The sequence below is a fragment of the Salinicola sp. CR57 genome, assembly GCF_003206585.1.
GTDB classification, from domain to species: domain Bacteria; phylum Pseudomonadota; class Gammaproteobacteria; order Pseudomonadales; family Halomonadaceae; genus Salinicola; species Salinicola lusitanus.
Genome location: NZ_PZJL01000012.1, coordinates 58,211 through 80,142 on the forward strand (window position 1 = coordinate 58,211; position 21,932 = coordinate 80,142).

14 protein-coding genes are annotated in these 21,932 nt (G+C 63.1%); 11 read left to right on the forward strand and 3 right to left on the reverse strand.

Features of this window, described 5'->3' with window-relative positions; all coding sequences use genetic code 11:
* Positions 1–34: 34 nt before the first annotated feature.
* The 10 genes from rfbA (at position 35) to DOM56_RS17375 (ending at position 14,669) form a co-directional block, all read left to right on the forward strand.
* A complete protein-coding gene (rfbA, locus tag DOM56_RS17330) occupies positions 35–964 on the forward strand; it encodes a glucose-1-phosphate thymidylyltransferase RfbA (RefSeq protein ID WP_110710289.1) in 930 nt (309 codons plus the stop codon).
* Positions 965–1,004: 40 nt separating this feature from the next.
* Positions 1,005–1,550, forward strand: a complete 546-nt coding sequence (rfbC, locus tag DOM56_RS17335; protein WP_110710290.1) for a dTDP-4-dehydrorhamnose 3,5-epimerase — start codon at positions 1,005–1,007, stop codon at positions 1,548–1,550.
* A 368-nt stretch (positions 1,551–1,918) separates the two neighbouring features.
* On the forward strand, positions 1,919–3,268 hold the full coding sequence (locus DOM56_RS17340; RefSeq protein WP_110600291.1) for a UDP-glucose/GDP-mannose dehydrogenase family protein: 1,350 nt from the start codon (positions 1,919–1,921) through the stop codon (positions 3,266–3,268).
* Between the two features lie 787 nt (positions 3,269–4,055).
* A complete protein-coding gene (locus DOM56_RS17345; protein WP_198655825.1) occupies positions 4,056–4,946 on the forward strand; it encodes a hypothetical protein in 891 nt (296 codons plus the stop codon).
* Between the two features lie 18 nt (positions 4,947–4,964).
* Entirely contained in the window at positions 4,965–7,205 is a 2,241-nt protein-coding gene (locus tag DOM56_RS17350; RefSeq protein WP_198655826.1) for a rhamnan synthesis F family protein, read from the forward strand.
* A 170-nt stretch (positions 7,206–7,375) separates the two neighbouring features.
* Positions 7,376–8,368, forward strand: coding sequence for a hypothetical protein (locus DOM56_RS19880; protein ID WP_198655827.1), 993 nt, complete (start codon positions 7,376–7,378; stop codon positions 8,366–8,368).
* A 34-nt stretch (positions 8,369–8,402) separates the two neighbouring features.
* On the forward strand, positions 8,403–10,247 hold the full coding sequence (locus DOM56_RS17360; protein WP_198655828.1) for a glycosyltransferase family 2 protein: 1,845 nt from the start codon (positions 8,403–8,405) through the stop codon (positions 10,245–10,247).
* A 10-nt stretch (positions 10,248–10,257) separates the two neighbouring features.
* Positions 10,258–12,573 (forward strand): glycosyltransferase family 2 protein, encoded by a 2,316-nt coding sequence (locus tag DOM56_RS17365; protein WP_110710294.1) that lies wholly within the window; start codon positions 10,258–10,260, stop codon positions 12,571–12,573.
* A gap of 43 nt (positions 12,574–12,616) precedes the next feature.
* Positions 12,617–13,645 carry a glycosyltransferase gene (locus DOM56_RS17370; RefSeq protein ID WP_232822351.1) on the forward strand — a complete coding sequence of 343 codons (1,029 nt, stop codon included), beginning with the start codon at positions 12,617–12,619 and terminating at the stop codon, positions 13,643–13,645.
* A gap of 73 nt (positions 13,646–13,718) precedes the next feature.
* Positions 13,719–14,669 (forward strand): glycosyltransferase family 2 protein, encoded by a 951-nt coding sequence (locus tag DOM56_RS17375; protein ID WP_157958272.1) that lies wholly within the window; start codon positions 13,719–13,721, stop codon positions 14,667–14,669.
* 125 nt (positions 14,670–14,794) lie between these two features.
* Here the strand turns inward: DOM56_RS17375 and DOM56_RS17380 are convergent, their stop codons facing one another.
* From DOM56_RS17380 to DOM56_RS17390, 3 genes are all read right to left on the reverse strand, one after another.
* On the reverse strand, positions 14,795–16,045 hold the full coding sequence (locus tag DOM56_RS17380; protein WP_157958273.1) for a capsule biosynthesis protein CapA: 1,251 nt from the start codon (positions 16,043–16,045) through the stop codon (positions 14,795–14,797).
* Between the two features lie 244 nt (positions 16,046–16,289).
* Entirely contained in the window at positions 16,290–18,059 is a 1,770-nt protein-coding gene (gene ligB, locus DOM56_RS17385; protein WP_110710297.1) for an NAD-dependent DNA ligase LigB, read from the reverse strand.
* Between the two features lie 209 nt (positions 18,060–18,268).
* Positions 18,269–20,383, reverse strand: a complete 2,115-nt coding sequence (locus DOM56_RS17390; protein ID WP_110710298.1) for a carboxy terminal-processing peptidase — start codon at positions 20,381–20,383, stop codon at positions 18,269–18,271.
* A gap of 133 nt (positions 20,384–20,516) precedes the next feature.
* Here DOM56_RS17390 and DOM56_RS17395 point away from each other — a divergent pair, with 133 nt between their 5' ends.
* On the forward strand, positions 20,517–21,833 hold the full coding sequence (locus DOM56_RS17395; RefSeq protein WP_110710299.1) for a M18 family aminopeptidase: 1,317 nt from the start codon (positions 20,517–20,519) through the stop codon (positions 21,831–21,833).
* The last annotated feature ends 99 nt before the right edge of the window (positions 21,834–21,932 follow it).

Genomic DNA, 21,932 nt, shown 5'->3' on the forward strand with positions numbered 1-21,932 from the left:
TGACTCGATCTTGAGATCGAAAAGGAGTTTCACCATGGCACGTAAAGGCATCATTCTGGCCGGCGGTTCCGGCACCCGGCTGCATCCGATCACTCAGGGCATCTCCAAGCAACTGCTGCCGGTGTACGACAAGCCGATGATCTACTACCCGATCTCGGTGCTGATGCTGGCCGGGATTCGCGAGATCCTGATCATCTCGACGCCGTCCGATCTGCCGCAGTATCAGTATCTGCTGGGTGATGGCGCGCAGTTCGGCCTGCGCTTCGAGTATGCCGAGCAGCCGTCACCGGATGGACTGGCCCAGGCGTTTTTGATCGGCGAGTCATTCATTGGCGACGATTCGGTCTGCCTGGTGCTGGGAGACAACGTCTTCCACGGGCAACACTTCTCCGAGCAGCTGATGCGAGCGTCGGACGTCCAGAAGGGCGCAACGGTGTTCGGCTATCTGGTCAAGGATCCGGAGCGGTTCGGCGTGGTGGAATTCGATGCCTCCGGCAAGGCGCTGTCGATCGAGGAGAAACCGATCAAGCCCAAGTCGCCCTATGCGGTTACCGGACTCTATTTCTACGACAACGACGTCGTGGAGATCGCCCATCAGGTCAAGCCCTCCGAACGCGGCGAGCTGGAGATCACCAGTATCAACAACGCCTACCTGGAGCGGGGCGACCTGCACGTGGAGCGTCTGGGACGCGGTTTCGCATGGCTGGATACCGGCACCCACGACAGCCTGCTGGAAGCGGGCCAGTACGTGCAGACGATCGAGCACCGCCAGGGTCTCAAGGTCGCCTGCCTGGAAGAGATCGCCTGGAACCAGGGCTGGATCGACGACGCGACGCTGGCCGAACGCGGCAGCGCGTTGAAAAAGACCGGCTATGGCCAATATCTGCTGAAGCGTCTCGAGGACACCCAGCGTGGCGTGGCCGTTGGCGAGGCTGCCGTGGCCGGCCTCCGCAGCAACCGCTGACCTTCCGAAGACAACCATCGCAGCCCGAGAGACGGACGACATGAACTACGAAAAGCTCGCCATCCCCGATGTCGTGTTGATGACGCCGAAGGTCTTCGGCGACGAGCGGGGATTCTTCCTCGAGACCTTCCGACACAGCGAATTCGTCGAACACTGCGGCGACTACCGGTTCGTGCAGGACAACCACAGCAAGTCCGGTCAGGGCATCCTGCGCGGCCTCCACTATCAGTTGCAGCAGCCCCAGGGAAAGCTCGTCCGGGTCACGCGGGGCGAGGTGTACGACGTGGCGGTCGATCTGCGCCGCAGCTCGCCCACCTTCGGCCGCTGGGTCGGCGCGCTGCTGAGCGAGGAGAACCGACGGATGCTATGGGTTCCGCCGGGGTTCGCCCACGGCTTCTACGTCACTACCGACGTGGCCGAGTTCCAGTACAAGTGCACGGATTACTACGCGCCGGGCGACGAGTACAGCCTGCACTGGAACGATCCGGAACTGGCCATCGAATGGCCGCTGGTGAATGAAAGGCCGGTGACATCCGAGAAGGACGAAGCGGGTAGTGCGCTGGCCGACGCGGCCGTTTTCGCCTAGGACACGTCTGAAAGTACTGGGCATGCCGATGCGGCGTTGGACATTGGCTCGCTGAACCTCGTTCAGCACGTCCGCCGGGCGGTTTGAGGCGCGAGCGGAGCGAGTCACAGGCTCACTGACACCTCGTAAACCGGTGAGCCAGCCCGGTCCGTTGTCGACTCGCGACATCCTTGTTCGCACTTCACGCAGCAGCGCTGTCCAGATCGTCACTCCTGACGATCTGTCGCCAATTCTTGCCTCGGCTACGCGCCCCGATCCGGCCTAGCGCCTGTCACCTCGGCGGGTTGCTGGACAGGGCGCCGAGATCATTTGGATTCAACCGAGCTGCCCGCGGGGGGCGGCTTCGATCATTCTTGGGGATTGCTCGTATGAAAATCACCGTTTTTGGCACCGGCTATGTTGGCCTGGTGACCGGCGCCTGTCTGGCGGATGTGGGCCACGACGTGGTCTGTGTCGATATCGATCAGAGCCGAATCGAACGCCTGGTTCAGGGGGAGATCCCCATCTACGAACCAGGCCTGGAGTCGATGGTCCTTCGCAACGTCGAGGGGCAGCGCCTACGGTTCACCACGGACGCGTGCATGGCGGTCGAGCACGGGGTGCTGCAGTTCATCGCCGTCGGCACCCCGCCCGACGAGGATGGTAGTGCCGATCTCCAGTACGTGCTGGCGGTGGCTTCCACCATTGGTCAGTACATGAACGGCTACAAGGTCGTCATCGACAAGTCGACGGTGCCGGTCGGCACGGCTGACAAGGTTCGCGATCGTATCGCCGGCATTCTCCAGGAACGCGCCGTCGAGCTGGCGTTCGATGTCTGCTCCAACCCCGAGTTTCTCAAGGAGGGATCGGCGCTCGAGGACTTCACACGCGGTGCGCGCATCGTCGTCGGTACCGACTCCGACCGCGTGAGCGACCTGATGCGGGAGTGCTATGCCCCCTACAACCGCAACCGCGAGAAGCTGATGCTGATGAGCGTGCGCGCGGCCGAGCTGACCAAGTACGCGGCCAACGCAATGCTGGCGACCAAGATCAGCTTCATGAATGAGATGGCCAACCTGGCAGAACGTCTCGGAGCGGATATCGAGGATGTCCGGCGAGGTATCGGCTCCGACCCGCGTATCGGCTACCACTTCATCTACCCCGGCTGCGGCTACGGCGGCTCCTGTTTTCCGAAGGACGTCCAGGCGCTGGCGCGAACCGCCAGCAAGGTCGGCTACGAGGCCGAGTTGCTCAAGGCGGTCGAGGCGGTCAACAAGCGCCAGAAGTCGACGTTGTTCGAGAAACTCTCCCACGCCCTTGGCGGCGAGCTGCAAGGCAAGACGATCGCGGTGTGGGGGTTGGCGTTCAAGCCCGAGACCGATGACATGCGCGATGCGCCGAGCCGGGAGCTGATGGAGACCTTGTGGGCCCACGGTGCGACGGTACAGGCCTACGATCCCGAAGCGATGAAGGAGTGCCGTCGTCTCTACGGCGAGCGGGACGACCTGGTGCTGGTGGCCGATCGCGTCCAGGCGGTCAAGCGGGCCGACGCGTTAGTGATCTGCACCGAGTGGAAGGAGTTCCGCACGCTGGATGGCGATTGGATTCGGGGCCAGTTGGCCCAGCCGGTAGTCATCGATGGTCGCAACCTGTTCGACCCGGAGACGATGTCGGCGGCCGGTATCGACTATTACGCCGTGGGGCGTGGCAAGAACAGTCAATCCCCTGTCACTGCCTGACACCGATCCCCACCGTACTCGGTGGGCCAATGACGCTTGGAGATCGCTGGGCAAGGAAGCCTTCGAGCGATGGCACCAGGTGGATGGGCCCGCTCCCGGCATGGCATGAAAATACTCAATATCGATATTAATTAAGGCTAATACCCGATGTGATTAAGCTTTTCATGTTTTTACCGAGGCGGTGGAATCATGGGGCGCAGGGTGGTGAATATCGATGAGTAAAATCATCTTCACCGGAAGCTGAGTCGAGATTACCCTGACTAAAGTCTTAACGGTGGTTGTCGGAGCAATAGCGAGCGACAACGTCACGATAATAAAACGATCTTGTCATTTATCTGTTGTTTCGTCGTCATATGGCGACAGTGTTGCCATTTAAATAACGGTTCTATAGAGACGGCTTAGTTTTAATGAGGCGTCGTCTCCGAGTGCGAGTTATTGCCAGAAAATCATAGAAAAATCGCCCGCCTAGTCAGTGTGGGGATGGCAAAAAATATGGCCGATCAGGTTGTCGATCGGCGGATTACATACCAAGGCATGTCGATGTCATTAAGTCCGGCGGTGTCGGATGATCGCGAAGAAGACGATAAATGTCACTTAACGTGACAAATCAAATGTGAGATGAGGCACCATCATGCAAGCCAAGAGCCGAGCATTATATGAATTCGGGGCGACCTTCCTCGGTCCCGCGCTGCACGTCTACGCCGAGTCCATAGAAGCCGAGGCCGATGGCCATCTGCCGGTTTGCCTGGCGCGAGAGGGATGGTGCTTTCATCGTCTGCTGACCCGGTTGCAGCAGGAATCCTCGATAGAGCTGGCCAACGACCCTATCTATCTTCGGGTTTCCAGAACGTTGCTATTCCGCGCCATGCTGGGATCGGAAACGATCACCCCGATGGCGCTGGGCAACGATTTCTCGGGCAGCGTGCTGGATCTGATGCGCAAGCGGTTCGGTCTCCAGCTACACGAAATATTCGCGGCGTTGCCATTCGAACTGCTTCGGTTCAACTGCGAGCTCCCCAAGGACAAGGACCTGGTCTTCCAGTGGCTGTCCCCTCATCTCGAAGCGTTGAAAAAGGTGGTGTCTCCGACCCGAAAGGCGCTGATCGCCTATCTGCGGAGATCCGGATTGACGGACCCGGAAAAACGGCCATTGATGCTGGATCTGGGATATTCGGGGACTATCCAGAAAATTCTGACCCACATCCTGGAGCGAGACACGACCGGCCTCTATTTCATTGCCACCAAGCCGGGCGATGCGGAAGTCAGCCGGCATCATGCGCTGTTGAAAGGCGTTTTCCACGAGGGCGTGGGATGGCGAAACGGCTGCACCATGCTCGATCGCTCGCTGTTATTCGAGTGTCTGCTAACAGCTCCGCATGGCCAGATGGTCGATATCCGGCAGAAAAGCAACGGGGAGTTCGAGTATTTCTACGGTAGACAGGCTGCGACGCAGCGCCATTTCCAGGACCTCAAGACGGTGTTCGATGGGGCAATCGATCACGTCGTGATGTGTCGGCGCCATGGTGTGAATTACACGAAGTTGGACGTTCAGACGCTTTACGAAGTTTTCGCGACCCGACCCAACTGTATTCCGCACGACGTCTGGCACCTTTTCAGTGTCGACGATGATATTACCGGCAATGGCATCGTCAATCCGATGCAAATGTTCGCAATATAAATGAGAGGCGGGGGACACATGAAACCGACGGGCAAGATGATATCGCTGCTACCTTGGCTATTTCAGACCCAGTTCGCGAGTCAGGCGCGCAAGCGGCGTCTGGCGGCGGAAGAAGTGGTGGGGATGGACGATAATATCGTCGTACCCGAGGGCGGTGTCGAGGATCAGCCGCGCAAGGAACCGGTTCTCGACGACAAGAACCTGGTGACCGTGACGGAGACCTTCGTCGTCACCGAAGGCGATGCGGTCAACGACGATCTCTCCCCCGTCGACGAAGAGGCCCCGACGACAGCGGCGGATTCCGACTNNTCGGAATCCGCCGAGCCCGAGGTCGCCGATCTCCCGCTGGGCAACACCGCCAACAAAGGCGGCGGTCATGCCGCAATGATGAGTCAGGCCTTCATGGACGGGCTGAATACGGGCCTGTTCGATCCCAAGTGGTATCAGGCCACCTACGGCTTGCGCTTCGCGACCCAGCGGGAGGCGTTCGACGACTACGTCCGCAAGTCGCGCTTTGCGCCGGTGAATCCGTCGCCGAAATTCGACAGCGAAACCTACCACCGGATGTACATCGACGTCTTTCATGCTCAGCAGAGCCCGCTGCAACACTACCTGCTGCATGGGCGAAGCGAGGGGCGACAGCACGTGCCCGCGACGGTGCGGTGGTATCCCAGAGAGATCGTCGCGCCCCGCAAGACGCTGACCCCGGCCGCCGGCAAACTGAAGGTCGCGCTCTGCCTGCATGTCTTCTACGTCGATTTCCTGGACCGTTTCGCCAAGGCCATCGAGCGGTTCCCGGTGACCGTGGACGTCTACCTGACGCTGGCGGATGCCAGTTTCGAGACGCGGGCGCGGCAACTCTTCGGCGAGCATGCGCGGGTGAACAAGCTGGAGACGCGAATCGTCCCCAACCGTGGCCGGAACTTCGGGCCGGTGCTGGTGGAGTATGGCCAGGCCCTGCAGGAGTACGACCTCTTCTGCCATCTGCATTCGAAGAAGTCGCTCTACTCCGGCAAGGAACAGACGCAGTGGGCGGAGTATCTGATCGAGTACCTGCTGCGCGACGTCTCCGTGGTGACCCGTCTGCTGAATGCGTTCGCCGCCGACGATTCGCTGGGGCTCTACTACCCGACCACATTCTGGATGATGCCTTCATGGGTCAATCACCAGACCATGAACAAGGGCTTCATGCGCGAGTGGCAGCAGAAGCTCGGCCTCGGGCATATCCCCGAGTTCCTGAGCTATCCCGCCGGCGGCATGTTCTGGTCGCGTCCGCAGGCAATGCAGGGCGTCCTGGATCAGTCCTGGACCTACGAGGACTTCCCCGAGGAGCCGTTGCCCAACGACAACTCGATGCTGCATGCCCTCGAGCGCGTACTGGGGCCGTTGGCCGAGCACCACGGCTTTCGCCAGCTGTTCTTCTATCCGCCCACCGGCCAGTTCACCACCGACAATGGCTATATCACGGCGAGTTACCACGGCCGCCTGGAACAGCATATCGCCAGCATCCAGGCGCACGCCTGCATCAGCTTCGATGTCTTCGACACCCTCGTGCGTCGCGAGTACACGGTGCCGGACTACGCCAAGCTGAAGTTGGGCAAGGTGCTGGCCGAGCAGGGCTTCGTTCCGTCGGCCCAGGCCTTCGTCAAGCTGCGTAACGAGGCGGAGTCGACGCTTCGCCAGCGCGCCAACTTCAAGGGCGACGTCCGTATCGAGGCGGTCTACGACGAGCTGGCCGATCAACTGGACGTCTCTCCGGACATCGCCCAGGAGTGGATGGAGCTCGAGTACGAACTCGACCTGGAGATGATCCAGCCCAAGGACGAGATGGTCGAGCTGTTCAATCATCTCGCCGCGCAGGGCCACATCCTGTGGGTGATCTCCGACAGCTATTACAACCGCGAGCAGGTTGGGCTGATGCTGCGCAAGGCCGGCGTCGCGGCGGCTTACCGCCTGATGGTCTCCAGTGAGGAGCAGGCGCGCAAGGACAACGGTTCGATGTGGGTCAAGGTGAAACAGGACCTGGTCAACGAGGGCATCGATCGTCACCTGCATATCGGTGACAACGTGGTGGCGGACGCGCAGATGCCGGGCGACCTCGGGCTGACGACCTTCCATATCCTGCACCCCATGGACAAGTGGGCTGCGCTGGGATTCCCGGCAGTGCTGCACGGCGCGGATGGGCTGGACGAGGTGGAAATACTCAAGTGGGGGCGGCTGATCAACGAGGTGGGAAGAAACCCGTTCATCGGAGAGTGACGAAGCCCTCCGCCACATCGTGGCGATCCGGGGCGCTTGGGACCTCGGTCGACACGACGCTGTCGGCATCCGCCAGGTTCGGAAGTCGAGCCAGCTTACCGGCGCCGAGGCGATCCGCTACCGATCGCCAGCGCCATTCCAGCGATGTGCTTAGGGGTCGAGGGGGATGCGTGACGACCGATTTACAGCGCGCGAATACCCGCGCCATGTCGAACATCTGTTTTACCGCCCTGACGATGGTGCGTGGCGAGAGCGATATCGTCTGGTCTTCCTTGTTGCATCACGCGCGGCTGGGATTTCAGCGTCTTGTCGTCATCAGCTATCTGGAGCATGACTTCCTGCGTCAGTGCACCGACAGGCTCAGGACCGACTTCCCCGCGCTGGAAGTCGATCTCGTCGAGTTGGAGAGTCGCGGACATTTCGGCAGGCGAAAGGCGTTTTACGTCAATCGAGCGCTGTCGATGTTCATCGACCCCAAGCTGGACAATTACGTCTACTGCTTCGATGCCGACGAATTTCTGTCGCTGGGTGCCTATGGCTCGATCGGCGAATTCTATGCCGCATTCAATGCCGGGTTGCAGCGAAGCGACGGGGCGGCAGGCGTGGGGGAGTGCTTCCAGCTGCCCTGGTTGAACCTGATCCCCAAACGCCGCCACTACCAGGAGCGGGACCTGAGCGGCCAGTTTCTCGAGGGCGATTACCTTTGTGTCGACACCCGGCACAACAGCCGGCACAAGGTGCTGTTCCGCAAGCGTCCCGGTACCCGGGTTCACATGGCTTACCACCAGGCCTTCGTGGGCGAGAAGGACGTGCCGGTGATGCCGGACCCCGAAACGCTGGCGTTCGTCGAGAAGAGTGGGGCCTGTGTCTATCACGTGCCGCTGCGGAGCCCGGGCCAGTTTCGCCATCGCCTGGAAGGGCCGCTGCGGCGCGTCATGACACAGTCCGAACAGGGAGCGTCCGCGGCTCACGCGGCGCTGTCCAGCGATGTCGCCGATGAGCTGTTCTCGGCCTGTACCGCCAGCCAGCCACGATTCAACAGTCTTGCCGAAGCCGCTGATGTCTTCGGTGAAGCCATTACCGATAGAAAGATTCGGGCCATCACTCGGTTCATTTACCGCCACCGAGTGGACGTCGGCCCGGTTCTGGGCTCCGCGAAATAGTCGCGGCGCTCGAGTTGACTGGGAATTTACGCCGATGATTTCACGCACTGCCAATCGACCCCGGTACCGATACGCCATCGTCGCCATCGTCAAGAACGAGCGACCGTATCTTGCCGAGTGGATCGCCTATCACCGCCTGATTGGTTTCGAGCATTTCTACATTGCCGACCATGGCAGTACCGACGACTCCGATCTGCTGCTGGCGAAGTGGCAACGTCAGGGACTGGTGACCGCACGCCGGTGGGAGCAAGAGGAGCGAGCACAGGTGCTTTGGTATCAGCATGTGCTCGAGCAGCATGGCCATGAAGCCACCTACATGGCGTTCCTGGACGTCGACGAGTTCCTGGTCCATCCCCATTGCGATCGACCGTTGGATTGGCTGGAGCCGACCCTGGCGCCCGAGGATGTCGGTGGCGTCGCGATCAACTGGCGGATATTCGGGTCGTCCGGCATGCGCTTTCGGCAGCCCGGCGGCGTGCTGGAGCGGTTCACCATGGCCAGCGAAAGCGAGCGGGTCGTCAATTGCCACGTCAAGTCGATCGTCAAGCCGTCGCGGGTGCTGTCGATGACCGCCCATACCGCGGAGCTGAAACCGGGCAGCCGTTATCTGGGCGCCGACGGACAAGCGGTAACCTTCCTGGACGGCAAGACGAAGTCCGGGCGCACCGAGCGGGTCATCGATACCCCGATGCGGGTCTACCACTACAACATCAAATCCCAGGAGGAGTTCGTCGATACCAAGATGACGCGGGGGCGGGCCAACATGGGGCCGATGCACTCCCGGGACCTGGAGTACTTCCACAAGCATGACATGAACGAGGTGAGGTTGGGTTTCTCGTCGGAGCTGTTGAGCCGGGTCGACGATGCCTGTCGCGAGCTGGCACCGGAGCTGGCCGCGCCCCCCCGTAAACCGTGTTTCTTCGTGCATATTCCCAAGACGGCGGGGACCAGCTTCCGACTCGGGGCCAAGGCCCATCTCGGCGAAGCGAAGGTCTGGCACGACTACGGCGAGACTCAGCGCGAGACGGCGCCGATGGTGGTGCGCTGGGCTTACGAACGTCGCGATTTGTGGCGACTCTGGCAGATCGTCTCCGCCCAGGACGTGAAACTGCTTGGCGGCCACGTCAAGTTGGAGAAGTACGCCCACCTGGCCGGCATGCGGCACTGCTTCTCGTTCGTGCGGGACCCCTTGCAGCGGCTGGCGTCGGAGTACCACCACTTCGTCCGTCATCACGGCTATCAGGATTCGTTCTCGGCGTTCTATCGACGCCACGACATGATCAATCGCCAGAGCCGGTTTCTCGAGGCGACTCGCCTCGAGGCGCTGGGGTTCATCGGGTTGACCGAGCGCTACGCGGAGTCGCTGGCGATCCTCAACGACCTGTACGGCTGGCAGATACCGGGCATGGCCGAGAATCTGGGCCACGCCAGCGTCGATCACGTCTACGAGATCGATCCCGCCGACGAGAGCGCGCTGCGGGCCTTGAACGCCGAGGATTTCCAGCTCTATCGCGACTGCGAGCGCCTGTTCGAGTCACGCCTGGCGCTTTTCCGTCAGGGCCAGCCGTTCGTGCACGGTGCGATCCAGCAGTGCGTTGCCGACAAGGTGGTGGGTTGGGCCTGGTGGGCCACGGACGATAGTCCGGTCGAGATCGAGGTCTGGATCAACGACCGCAAGGTGGGGCGGACGCTGGCCAATGCGCTGCGGCCCGGCATGCTGCGCTGGGGCGCGCCACGTGGCGCCTACGTCGGTTTTCATCTGCCGATCGAAGCCGTGCACGGCGATATCGTCGACTGCCGCGTGACGCTGACCCAGCAGTCGCTGGGGCGGCATCGCGTGCATCGCACCGCCGCGCTTCAGCCCGTGCTGGAATCGTGAGGGATATGTGATGCAGACCTCCTCGTCCCCCGTACCGGAAGTGCGATCCTGGATGTTCTGGCGCGGCGTGAAGCGCTCCACCCGGTTCGTCTGTCGCCCCCGATTGAAGCCGCTCTACCAGTTGGAGCGGCTGATGCCGGACGGGACCGACGAGAGTTCCTCCTTTGGCTGGCGCTCGATGGGCAACGACCCGCAGTTCGCCTGGCGACGCCGGATGCCCCTGCCGGGCTGGAACATGCTGGAGGTCGCGATCCGTCACGATCAGCCGAGCGGCTCGGTGCGGATGTACGTCGACACGGGACAGGGCTTCAACGAGGCGGAAAGCTTCTATCTCGCCTTGAAGCCGGGACGCATCGCCAAGCGGCTCTGCTACATCGGTCCGGGCATCCGGGGAATTCGTTTCGATCCGCTGGAGACGGAGGGGTGCTTCTCCATCGACCACCTGCGACTGGTGTGGTTGACCCCCTGGTTTGCCTGCGATCGTCTTGCCCAGCGGCTGGCCAATCTGCATGGGCAGTGGCTCGAGACGCCCAAGGCCAATGTCCTGTCCCGGCTCAAGCGGCTCGCCAGGGAGCAGAACACGCCCTGGCGGGAGATGGCGCTCAAGCAGTACGAGGAGACCTTCGTTCGCCTCTGCCCCCGCAAGAGCTACTCCGAGTGGTTGGCGCAGCAGCCGGTGGCCTCGCAGGCGTGGCTCTCGAGCCGGCTGGCGGCGTTCGCCTATCGCCCCACGATCTCGATTCTGTTGCCAACCTACGATCCGACCCCGGAAGCTCTCGACCGCTGTATCGAATCGGTGCTGGCACAGCGTTATACCCAATGGCAGCTATGCATCGCCGACGATGCCTCCACCGATCGCCGTATCGTCGAGCGGCTGCGGCGCTACGCCGAGCAGGATTCCCGTATCGACGTGACGTTCCGTCCGGTCAATGGGCATATCTGCGCGGCGAGCAACAGTGCGCTGTCCCTGGCGCGGGGTGAGTATGTGGCGCTTCTGGACCATGACGATCAGCTGGTACCCGATGCGCTCTTCCGTGTCGTCGATGCGTTGCAGCAGCGGCCCCGCGCGGAGCTGCTGTACAGCGACGAAGACAAGATCGATGACCACGGGGAACGGTTCGACCCGCACTTCAAGCCAGCCTGGAATCCCGACCTGCTGCTTGGGCAGAACTACCTGTCGCACCTCGGGGTGTATCGAACGGAGAGGGTGAAGGCGGTCGGGGGCTTCCGCGAGGGTTACGAGGGGAGCCAGGATCACGACCTGGCTCTGCGCTTCACGGCCGGACTCGATTCGGATCGTATCGTCAGAATCCCGCACGTGCTCTACCACTGGCACGCCGGGCAGGGGTCGACGGCATCGGCCGCCGCGACCAAACGCTATACCGGCGAGGCTGGTCTCCACGCGGTTCAGGACCACCTGTCCCGACATGTCCGGGGGGCGACTGCCGAACCCGGCCGTTTTCCCAATACCTATCGCGTGCGCTGGCCGCTTCCCGATCCGGCGCCGCTGGTGAGCCTGCTCATCCCGACCCGGGATCGAGTGGAGATACTGCGGCCCTGCGTCGAAGCGCTGCTAGAGCGGACACGGTATCCCCGGCTCGAGGTGCTGATTCTTGACAATGGCTCGACCTGCCCGGAAACCCTGAACTTTCTGGGCGAGCTCGCCGAGCATCCCCGGGTTCGGGTGCTTCATTGGCCGCACCCCTTCAACTATTCGGCCATCAACAACTTCGGCGCCCGCCATGCGCGTGGGGAGCTGCTGGGGCTGATCAACAACGATGTCGAGCCGATCAACGAAGACTGGCTGGAGGAGATGGTCAGCCAGGCCTGCCGCGAGGAGATCGGCTGTGTCGGTGCCAAGCTCTACTATCCCAACGGCACGGTCCAGCACGCCGGCGTCCTGCTGGGTGTCGGCGGTGTCGCGGGGCATGCCCACAAGTTCTTCTCGCGCCACGAGCCCGGCTATTTCAGTCGACTCCATCTCGCCCAGAACTTTTCCGCCGTCACCGCAGCATGCCTGGTGGTGCGCAAGTCGGTGTTCGAGGCCGTCGGCGGCCTGGACGAGGCCAACCTGGCGGTCGCGTTCAATGACGTGGATTTCTGCCTCAAGGTCGGCGAGGCAGGGTATCGCAATCTGTTTACACCGTTCGCCGAACTCTATCACCACGAATCGGTTTCCCGCGGGGCCGACGACACCCAGGCCAAACGGCTACGGGCGTCCCGGGAAGCGGAGTACATGCGTCGTCGCTGGCGCCACCGCCTGTTCGACGACCCGGCCTACCACCCCAACCTGACACTGACTTACGAAGACTTCTCGCTGCGATGAGTGCGCGAGGGGAACGCCAATCCAGCCTACGAGGGGACTGATCATGAGCTATCCGCGCTGGGTGGTTTTGAGTGATGGAACCTGCCCGACTGAAGATATCTACTTCCTGAAATCGGTGGCGCCGTGGCTGCAATCACGTGGCATCGAGGTCAAGCGCATCGACACCAGCTACTGGCGGTTGCCGGTCATGTGCATGCCCTGGCTGGTAGGCGAGTTGCGTAACGCTCACATTCTCGTCTGCCGCTCGCTCAACGCCGCCTGGATCTCGTGGCTGGAGGACAACCGTCATCGGCTGGCGACCATCCGCTATCTGATCGATGACGATATCTCGGCCGCTGCCCTCGACCCGCAGCTGCCCGAGACCTATCGGCGGCGGATGGCCCATGTCTCCTCGCACCTGCAGCCGCGTCTGCTGGCGATCGCCGACGAGGTGATCGCATGCTGCGAGCCTTTGGCGAGACACTTCAGTCGCCGCCACGACTCGGTCTCGCTGCTGGCGCCTTCGCTGATCTCGCCGATGCCGACCCATGACCATTTCTCCATGCTGGCGCCACGGGTCGGATTTCACGGCTCCCGGGCGCATCTGGCCGATCTCGAGAACATCACGCCAGCGCTGGTCGACATTCACGAGCGCAACGCGGCGTTGACCTTCGAGATCATGCTGGGGGGGTACTCTCCGGTCTCGCTGCGCGGGCTGCAGCGCGTTCGCACGCCGAAACCGCTGGGGTGGCGGGCATTCCAGCGCTATCGCGACCGCCAGCGCATGCACATCAGCCTCACGCCGATGCGTGACACCCCGTTCAACGCCGGCAAGACGTACATCAAGTTTCTGGACAACGCCGCCATGGGCAGCGTGGGGCTCTACAGCGCGCGCTCGCCGTACCGGGAAATCGTCTCCGACGGCGAGGACGGGCTGCTGGTGGAGGACACTCCCGAGGCCTGGCGCTCGGCGATGCAGCAGTTGATCGATGATCCGGCAACTGCCCGACTCATGGCACAAAACGCCGCTCGCAAGGCGCTCGATATCGGCAACCCGGAAAAGGCCCGGGCCTTCTGGTGGGTAAGGCGCTGAGCGGCAACCGTATTCCCAGTTCGTGTCGTCGTCATGGCGGCAAGCATTCTCAACAATGACAGGAAATCCCACCATGAAACTCGAGTTCACCGCTATCACAATGGTCAGGGGAGAGGAGGACGTCGTCTTCGCTTCGTTCCTGCACCACCTGCGACTGGGATTCGACCGGCTCGTCGTGCTGAGTCATATCGAGCACGACTTCCTTCGGGAGTGCGTTGCCGAATTGCGGGATCGCTATCCGGAGAAGGAGATCGCATTCGTCGAGATCGAGGACGAGCAGGGCTTTTCGAAGCGCAAGGCCGATTACATCAATGGGGCACTGGAGCTCTACCTGAAAAAGGATTGCTACAATGTCGTCTACGGCTTCGATGCCGATGAGTTCCTGACCTTCAAGAAGGGGCTCACGATCAAGGAGTTCTACGCGGCCTTCGCCCAACGCTTCCCGGGGGAGGAGAACCTCAAGCGTTTCTACTTCCGGTTGCCCTGGATCAACGTGATCTGCAAGGAAAGCATCGAGTACCAGCAGGACCTCGAGGGCCAGCTACTGGAAGCGGAGTACTGGTCGCTGGGCGAGCAGGCCTCCGACACCAAGGCGCTGTTCATCTACCGTCAGTCCCACCGGCTGCACATGGGCTACCACTGGCTCATGGCCAAGCAGGATGGCGCCGTCCTGGAACCCGAGGCGGAGATCATGGATTTTGCCCGGGAGTGGGAAGCGTGCATCTACCATCTGCCGTTACGCAGCGTCGAGCAGTTCTTCGCCCGGATCGGCAATTACGTCTCCAGCGCCGCCAAGCAGGAAAAGCACAACCGTTTGAGTCAGTTCTTCATCGACAACCCGCACATCAACCGCCAGCACTTCTTCGAGATGTGCATCGCGCCGGAGCCGAGCTACCCCAGTTACGAAGCGCTCAAGCAGGAGATGGGGCCGGCAATCGAGGAGATGGTGTTGATGGCGTTCACCAAACTGATGGTGAAACCCCGGATCGACATAGGCCGGGCACTGTCGCCGGCGAGCCACTGAGGACGCGGATCGAGACGAGAGACGCGGGAGTACAAGCTGTGAATGCTAGCGGCCGGGTGGCGATCACCTGGCCGCTTGCCGTATGGCACCACGGGTCTGGGTCAGGAAGGCGTGGGCGCGAGACGTCAGGAGGCGACCGGCAGGCGAGAGTCCCAGAGCAGGCGTTCGATGGGCGAGACGTTGGCCGTCAAGTGCGAGGCGGCGTTGACGACGGCGAGATCGATGCCCGGTTGGCTGTAGAAGTCGCCGTTGATCTGGGTGGCATGAATGACCGTGCGGGCGAAGCTCCGGAATAGTCGGCGGTCCGGGCCGATCGGATGGCACCAGAAATCGTCCAGCGAGCTGGGGGCGGTGAGTCCGGGCATGCGGTAGATGGCGTCGCCCAGCGCCAGGGTCGGGCATTCGCCCTCCAACGATATCAAGCCCTCGTTGCCATTGATCGTGACCAGGCCCGAAGCGTGCTCGATCAGGGCTGGCAGATCCCCCGGAGGCATCAGCACCAATCGCTCGCCAAGTCCGGTCTTCGCCGCCAGATCCCGCAGGTGCCGCGTATAGGCTGCGTCGACGTGGCACGTGGGGTCGACGATGGCCAGGCGGGTGTGGCCCGGGGCGAATCGGGAAAATGACTCGACCACCTGGGTCAAGGCCGCCCGCAGGTCGGTGTAGGGAGAATGGAGCCGGATTCGGGGATCGGCAGCGGGCTGGGTGGGAAACAGGTAGTAGGGCTTCCCGCTGGAGATCAGCGCGTGCTGCAGGCTGTTGGCACGACGTCGCTGCAGACCGGCGAGTCCCGCGATCGCCGAGCGGTAGCGGATTCCCGCCGGGAACCCGGCCTGAGCGTGGCCATGTCGAAACAGAAGCGGCGTGGCGAGATTTGCCACGCGGTACGCCAGTTCCCGGACGGCAGCGGTGGCGAATGCCGCTTCGAACGGCCTCGGGGGTAGCTGGCGGGGAAGCGTCGGGCCGATCATGTGATACCACTCGGGATCTCGGGGCAGCAGCGAGTGGCCATCGATGCCCTCACGCTCCAGGGTGATCCAGTGGGGCTGGAAGTAGCCCGGCGCCAGGATGTGACTGCGGATGCCACGCCTGCGTGCGGCGCGGACGACTTCCCGGTGGGCCGTTCGACTGTCATCGAAGGCCACCTGGTCGGTGATACCGTGGCGCTGCCAGAGATCGGTGACGAATGCCGCCAGCATTGGCCAAGGGTCCCGAAAGGTCTCGACGTGAGGACCTTGCCAGGCTGCCTGGTCGGCGAGCGTGAAATTGACCTTGATGACCTTGTGCCCGTCGTCGGTCAGCCGCTCTCCGAGCTGACTGAAGAACGGGGAGCGGGGGCCTTGCAGGAATAGAAAAGCTCGCCTTGCGGGGAACATCGGCTCGATCCCTCTGTGCAGGTAAGCATCGTCGGCGAGGAGCGCCGCGACGCAAGCGGGCCACCAGTGATCTTTCCCGGGAGGCGTGATCGACGGAGACCATCGCCAGGCTTCGTCAGCGGACGGGGTCGGCGAGGCGGATAATGGCACTCCAATCGCGCTACCGGGCATGGGTAGGCTCGAGCTGACTGTAACGCGGCACAGCCGGCCTGCCATGACGCGTTTTGGTGATTCTGACGGTGGTTTAAATCGTCTTGGAGGGATGAGGCTCGTCAGTCTCGCTATCCTGGGTCGGCAAGGTGTCCCGCGTGGGCAGGGCGGTGAGCAGTTCGTCGATGGTGGCGTCCTGGAAGAAGCGCACCAGCTGTTCGCCCCGGGTCGGGCCGATGCCGGGGAATGCCTGCCAGGCGGTGGCGGAACGCGCCCGGAGGACCGGCAGTGGTGCCGCGAGCGCGGCTTGACGCCCGGCCTTGGGCACCGGCGGCATGCCCAGTGCCACCAGCCAGCGCCTCCGGCCCCTGGCTTCCGCGGCCTGGAAAGCTTCGATCCACTGCCGGGCCCTTGCCTCCCCGACCCCGGGCAGCGACTGCAGTCGACCGATATCCAGCGACCGCCAGGAGAGGAGGCCGTCGATCAGTCCGGCGTCCACCAGGGTGCTCCAGGTGGCGGGTCCGACACCGGCCATGTCCAGTCCCTGCTTGCCGCCGAGCCAGGCCAGGCGCGCGAGGAACTGTTCGCGGCAGCCCGCTGATGGGGTGAGACAGGAGAGGGCGTCGTAGCGTGCCTCGTCCGGCAGCGTCAAGTCGGCGCGAGGCGTGGCGGGAATGACGACTCGCTCGATTCGGGGAATGGTGGCGCCGGCGAGGGCGACCTCCACCTCATCGCCGGGACGAACGTCCAGCGCTTCCCAGTGGGACAGCGATCCCAGACTTACCGAGCCGATCTCGCGGTCGTCGAGCAGCACCGGCTCCAGCCGGGCGATGGGCGTCAGGCGCCCGGTGCGGCCTACCGAGATATCGATCGCCTCGACCACGGCGAGCGTTCTCGCCGCCGGGTATTTCCAGGCGATGGACCAACGGGGCGGCTCCGCCCGCCAGCCAGCGCCCGAAGGTCGCTCGGGGCGCTTGATGACGACGCCATCGGAGGCGAAGGGCAGCGCGGCGTGGTACCAGTGGTCACGCCAATGCGCCACCTGCGAGAGCCGGCTGACCGGCCGGGTATAGCTGGCCGTATCGGGAAAGCCGAGCTGCGTCAACCGCTGGAGGCGCTCTTCACCGGCTCGGGGGCCGTCCGGCCAGGCCCAGGCAAAGAAGCCGATCTCCCGGGCCTCCGACGCGGTCAACTGGCGCCGATTCAGTAGCCCCGCGACACGGGAACGCGCCGAAGCGCCGCCATCCCGAGCTTGCACGTGATCGGTCAGCCGCAGATAGAGTTCGCCCTGTAGCGTCACCGGGTCCTCGGTCGCCAGCGCCGCCGGGATGCTTTCGATTTGTCTGACCGCAGCGGTCCAGTCCTGTCCCTTGTCTCCATCGCCCCGGCTGATGGCGCGCTGGAGGCGGCCCTTTCGGTAGACCAGGGTCACGGCGACGCCGTCGATCTTGGGCTGGATCCAGAGGGGGCGATCCGGTTGTCGGGAGAGCCACTCGCCGACGGCCTGGCGATCGGGGAGCTTGTCGAGCCCGGTCTGGGCGAAAGGATGCGCGAGTTCGTCCCGAGCCGAGACAGGCGTGGACTGGGGCGGCGTTGGGGCATCCGGTTCCAGGCAGCGACGCCATCGCCGCCAGCGGCGCTTGGCCTCGTCGTAGACACCGTCATCGACCAGACGCTCGCCACGCTGGTAGTAGGCCTCGTCCCAGGTCTGGAGTTGGCGGGTCAGCGCGCCGTAGCTCTGCTGCCGTGATGCCTGGTCCGTGCCTGGCGGGCACGCCGCGCCCGCGTTGGCCCCATGGGAATGGGGGGCTCCGGCCACGCACAGCCAGGCCAGGATCACGCACCGGATTGCTCTCGCCTTCATATCGTCGCTCCCGGGTCTTTGAATCCTTCAACGACCATTCGGCGACTTTCTTGACCCGCGAGAGGGGAGGGACGACGGCCGGGGCGAGACTCGACGAAACAGCCCCGCGACACGAACCGACTTCAACGAGTGGGTTCCTGTCGCGGGGCTGCATCGTAGAGGGCGCAAGGTTGGACGTGCCGGCTCTGAATCGGGCCGGCACGTGGCGTTCAACTCTTGGCGGTCAGTTTCACGTAGTCCAGCAGGATCTGGGACGTTTCCTGCAGTTCGGCGCGATCGATGGGCTTGGCGTCGTCCGAATCGGGAATCTCGTCTTCACCGCTGGCCTCTCCATCGCTGTTCTTGGCGTCCGCGCTCTCCTGGTCCGAGCCATCGCTCTGGCCCCTGGCATCGGTCCAGTCATCGAGCGGTTCCATGCCCAGCGAGCGCCGCCGCTGATTCTCCAGCGCCAGTTGCTCGGTTTCCTGAGCATCCATTTCGCGCTGGCGCTGCTCCTTGTTGAGACTGATGCTGGTCTGCTGCTCGCGTAGTCGCTTGCTCAGCTGAGCCTGCTTTTCCAGATAGACGAAATCGGGGTCATTGGCGATACGCTGCTCGTGACGGTCCTGCAGTGCCTCGAGATAGCGCCACGGCTCGCCATAGAGACGATATTGCACCGGCCTCACACGATCCCAGGGCAGGGCGTTGTCGAGGGCGCTTTCGCCGATCTGATCCGGGTCGATCAGGCTCGGGTAGATGATGTCCGGTTCGACGCCGCGGTGCTGGGTGCTCTCGCCCGAGATGCGATAGAACTTGGCCCGGGTCAGCTTGAGCTGACCGTGGCTGAGATCGGTGAGCGTCTGCACGGTGCCCTTGCCAAAGGTCCGGCTGCCGATTACCAGTCCACGACCGTAATCCTGGATCGCGCCAGCGAAGATCTCGGAGGCCGAGGCGGAGAGTCGGTTGACCAGCACGGCGAGGGGGCCGTCATAGGCGACGCCGGCATCGGTATCGCCATAGAGATTGATCCGCCCACGGGCATCGCGTACCTGAACGGTCGGACCGCGATCGATGAACAGCCCGATCATCGAGTTGGCCTCCTGCAGGGCGCCACCGCCGTCGTTGCGCAGGTCGAGGACGATGCCTTCGACCTGTTGGGCCTTGAGCTTGTCGATCTCCTTGGCCACGTCGCGGGTGGTGCTGCGGTAGTCGGACTCCCCGGCCTGCCAGGCGTCGAAGTCGACGTAGAAGGCCGGCACGGTGATGATCCCGATCTTGTGGGTCTCGCCGTCGCGCTGGATCTCCTCGACCCGGCTGTGCGCGGCCTGATCCTCGAGCTTGACCGTATCCCGGGTGATCCTGACGGTGTGGGTCCGGGTCACGTCGACGGCCTTGGCGGGAATGATCTCCAGCCTTACCGTCGAGCCTTTCGGCCCGCGAATCAGGTCGACCACTTCATCGAGGCGCATGCCGACGACGTTGACCATGTCGCCGTCCTCGTTCTGACCCACCGCGACGATACGATCCGCCGGCTGCAGGACGCCGGCCTTGTCCGCTGGACCGCCGGGGACCAGGCTCGACACCTTGACGTACTCGCCATCGCTCTGCAGCAGCGCGCCGATCCCCTCCAGCGAGAGCCGCATCTGAATATCGAAGGACTCGCTCTGCTGGGGCGAGAAGTATTCGGTGTGCGGATCCACCGTGCCGGTCACCGCCGACATCAGCAGCACCAGCACGTCCTCGGCATTGGTCTGGCGTACCCGGTTGAGCTGGTTGGTGTAGCGGTCGTGGAGTGTCTTCTGGATCTCTTCCGGCGTCTGGTCGCTCAGCGACAGCGTCAGCGCCGCATTTTCCAGCCGCTTGCTCCAGAGGTCGTCCAGCGCGCTTTCACTGCCTGCCCAGGGATAGTCCTTGCGATCCAGCGCCAGTCGCTCGTCGCTGGTGTAGTCGTAGTCGATGCCACTGTCGACCTTGTCCACCAGCCACTGAAGCCTTGCTTCCACGCGATCCTGATAGCGTGAATAGAATGCATAGACGCGGTCCAGGTCGCCCGACTTGACGGCGTCATCGAGCGATGTGTCCAGATCGTTAAAATTATCGACGTCCCGCTGCAGAAGGTAGGCGCGCTGGTCGTCCAGCACGTCGAGCAGACGCTGGAAGGCGCGTTTCGACCACTCGTCGTCCAGATCGACTCCCGAATAGGAGCCGTACTGCAGAGACTCGGCGACTTCGCTCGCCGCCTGGCTCTGATCGTCGGTTGGGGTGGGACCGGCCAGCGCCGTGACGCTCCATGCCAGCAGTAGCAAACACATGGCCGCGTGCCGAGCGGCGACAGTCAGGGTCATCAATGAAGCACTCCCGGTTTCCTGTACACTCTCTATTCCCTAGAAGACCACCGGATCCATGAATCTTTTTCAGGTCCGGGACCTATTGTAGCAGTCAGTCCGCATGACTACAGACCGACATCCGAGGAAACCCATGTCAGACCACGCCGCCGACAAGGCTCTCGAAGACCGCTTGATCGATTTTCTCCAGCGTTCTCCCTCACCCTGGCACGCCACCGCGAACCTTGTGACCAGGCTGGAGGCGGCAGGATATCGGCCGCTCAAGGAAACTGACAGCTGGAAATTGTCAGCCGGCGAAAAATATTACGTGACGCGCAACGATAGTGCCTTGATCGCGTTTCAGCTACCGGCGTCGTCTCTCGAGACCCTGCGCATGGTAGGTGCCCACACCGATAGTCCGGCCTTGCACCTGAAACCGCAACCGGCGATCGTCAACAAGGGCTGGCTGCAGCTGGGTGTCCAGGTCTACGGCGGCGCGCTGTTGGCGCCCTGGTTCGACCGTGACCTGGGGCTTGCCGGGCGCGTGCATGTTCGTCGTGCCGATGGGAAGCTCCAGGCGGTGCTGCTCAACGTGAGAGAGCCGATCGCGATCATACCCAGCCTGGCGATTCACATGGATCGCGAGGCCAACAACGGCCGGCCCCTCAATGCCCAGACGCAGATGGCGCCGCTGCTAATGCAGGGCGGCGACGCGCCCGACCTGGATCGCCTGCTGAAACAGTGGATCGAGCGCGAACACGGCCTCGAGGTGGCGGATATCGTCGATTTCGAGCTGGGGTTCTATGACGTTCAGCCGCCCTCACGGGTCGGCGTCGGCGGCGAGATGCTCGCCAGTGCGAGACTGGACAACCTGCTCTCCTGTTTCATCGGCGTCGAGGCCCTGTTGGCCTCCGATGGCCGACAGGGCGCGCTGTTCGTCGCCAACGACCATGAAGAGGTTGGCAGTGCCAGCGCCTGCGGTGCCCAGGGGCCATTCCTGGCCGATGTGCTGCGCCGACTCAACGCGGCGCTGGGCGAGGAGGGCGACGAGGGCTTCGTCAGGCTGATCCAGCGTTCGCTGATGATCTCCTGCGACAATGCCCATGCCGTGCATCCCAACTTCGCCGACAAGCACGATGCCAACCACGGCCCGGCGCTCAACGCCGGCCCGGTGATCAAGGTCAATGCCAGCCAGCGCTACGCGACCAACAGCACGACGGCAGCGCTGTTCCATGACATGTGCCGGGAAGCGGACGTGCCCGTGCAGCAGTTCGTGACCCGTGCCGACATGGGGTGCGGCAGCACCATCGGCCCGATCACCGCCACCGAGCTGGGCGTGCCGACCATCGACGTGGGCGTGCCGCAGTTCGGCATGCACTCGATCCGCGAGACCGCCGGTACCCGCGATCCGGCGTATCTGATCCGGGCGCTGACGGTATTCTTCAATCGCGATTCGCTCTCGATCGAGTGATATCCGGATAGGGCGGCACATGTCAGCGTGGCGGACTCCAGAGGAGGCGTGGCCGAGGTGATCGTCGGCACGAGGCCGCGCCCGACCATCGGGAGGAGG

Bases quoted from the DNA above. Each gene is read 5' to 3' on its own strand.
- rfbA (WP_110710289.1), top strand. From the start codon at position 35: ATGGCACGTAAAGGCATCATTCTGGCCGGCGGTTCCGGCACCCGGCTG.
- rfbC (WP_110710290.1), top strand. From the start codon at position 1,005: ATGAACTACGAAAAGCTCGCCATCCCCGATGTCGTGTTGATGACGCCG.
- DOM56_RS17340 (WP_110600291.1), top strand. From the start codon at position 1,919: ATGAAAATCACCGTTTTTGGCACCGGCTATGTTGGCCTGGTGACCGGC.
- DOM56_RS17360 (WP_198655828.1), top strand. From the start codon at position 8,403: ATGATTTCACGCACTGCCAATCGACCCCGGTACCGATACGCCATCGTC.
- DOM56_RS17365 (WP_110710294.1), top strand. From the start codon at position 10,258: ATGCAGACCTCCTCGTCCCCCGTACCGGAAGTGCGATCCTGGATGTTC.
- DOM56_RS17370 (WP_232822351.1), top strand. From the start codon at position 12,617: ATGAGCTATCCGCGCTGGGTGGTTTTGAGTGATGGAACCTGCCCGACT.
- DOM56_RS17375 (WP_157958272.1), top strand. From the start codon at position 13,719: ATGAAACTCGAGTTCACCGCTATCACAATGGTCAGGGGAGAGGAGGAC.
- DOM56_RS17380 (WP_157958273.1), bottom strand. From the start codon at position 16,045: ATGTTCCCCGCAAGGCGAGCTTTTCTATTCCTGCAAGGCCCCCGCTCC.
- ligB (WP_110710297.1), bottom strand. From the start codon at position 18,059: ATGAAGGCGAGAGCAATCCGGTGCGTGATCCTGGCCTGGCTGTGCGTG.
- DOM56_RS17390 (WP_110710298.1), bottom strand. From the start codon at position 20,383: ATGACCCTGACTGTCGCCGCTCGGCACGCGGCCATGTGTTTGCTACTG.
- DOM56_RS17395 (WP_110710299.1), top strand. From the start codon at position 20,517: ATGTCAGACCACGCCGCCGACAAGGCTCTCGAAGACCGCTTGATCGAT.